Source organism: Urechidicola vernalis, from assembly GCF_031846385.1.
GTDB lineage: Bacteria > Bacteroidota > Bacteroidia > Flavobacteriales > Flavobacteriaceae > Urechidicola > Urechidicola vernalis.
In genome coordinates this window covers 1-1290 of record NZ_JAVRHV010000018.1, presented here as the reverse complement: position 1 = coordinate 1290, position 1290 = coordinate 1, and the positions used below count along the sequence as shown (strand labels likewise).

At 36.0% G+C, this 1290-nt stretch carries 1 protein-coding gene; it reads left to right on the top strand.

Going from position 1 to position 1290, the window contains the following annotated elements; translation table 11 throughout:
• Nucleotides 1-1261: T9SS type B sorting domain-containing protein (locus tag RM519_RS13910; RefSeq protein ID WP_311594434.1), on the top strand; the 1261-nt coding region annotated here is incomplete at its 5' end.
• Nucleotides 1262-1290 lie beyond the last annotated feature (29 nt).

Here is a 1290-nt window from a genome sequence, read left to right as displayed (position 1 = left end):
TGCGGTTCCAACACCTCCAATTATCTTTGATGGGAATAATAACCCTATTATTCCGGTTATGACAGAGAGTTTGGATCCTGACTGTGAAGGGCTGAAGATATATTCGTTCACCTACACAGATTGTGCACAGAATACAGGAGAATGGTTGTATACTTACACTATTGATGATAATACTGCACCTACGTTTACAGGTGATTTACCTTTAGATTTAACAGTTGAATGTGATACTTTACCTGAAATTGATGATGTTATGGCAATTGATAATTGTGGTGGAGATGTAGTTGTAAGTTTTGAAGAACAAATTATAGTATCTGGAGTTGGCTGTTCTCAGAATTATGAAATTCTTAGAATATGGACAGCAATGGATTGCGCTGGAAATGAAGACAATTATTCGCAAATTATTACGGTAATTGATACCACTCCACCTACAATTATTGATGCACCAGATGGAGTAATTAATGTTGTTTGCACGGAAATTCCTTCACCTGCCGAAATAGTAGCTGTTGACAATTGCAGTTCAGAAGTAAATGTTTTATTTGAAGAGCAGGTATTGGATCCAGATTCTGAAGGTAATTATCAGATTATTAGAGCATGGGTATTTACAGATGAGTGTGGTAACGATAGTTCTTTTGCACAAACTATAAATGTTCAAACGGTTGATGTTGTAATTTCTGCTAATACGGTGATTTGTGTTGATGACTTGCCTTATGACTTTTTAAATTTACTTTCTTCGGAAGACCCAACAGATGGAGTTTGGATTGATGATGATAGTACTGGAGCTGTTTCAGGAAGTGTTTTTGACCCGGCAATTGCTGGCCTAGGTGTATTTAATTTTACGTACACTTCTTCTAGTGCTTCTGGTTTAGAATGTAATTTTACTCAATCATTTACAATGACAGTAGATGATAGTTGTGTAACATTGCCTTGTTCAACTGATGATATAGCAATTTCTAGAGTATTAACTCCGAATGGAGATGGTTATAATGATGCGTTTGAAATTTCAGGATTAGAAACTTGTGGATTTACCTATGATGTAATAATTTTTAACAGATGGGGTGCGATGGTGTATCAGTCTGAGAATTACCAGAATAATTGGACAGGTTATAATGCCGAAGGAGGAATGACCATTGGATCTTCTACAACCTTACCAACAGGAACTTATTACTATGTAGTTAAAGTCTTTGGAGATGATGGAAGTAGTGGGATAGATAGTGGTGGTTTCGAGCCAATTACAGGATACATTTATTTAGGAGCGGAGTAGTCATGTTTAGATCAATAAAATTCAATCAG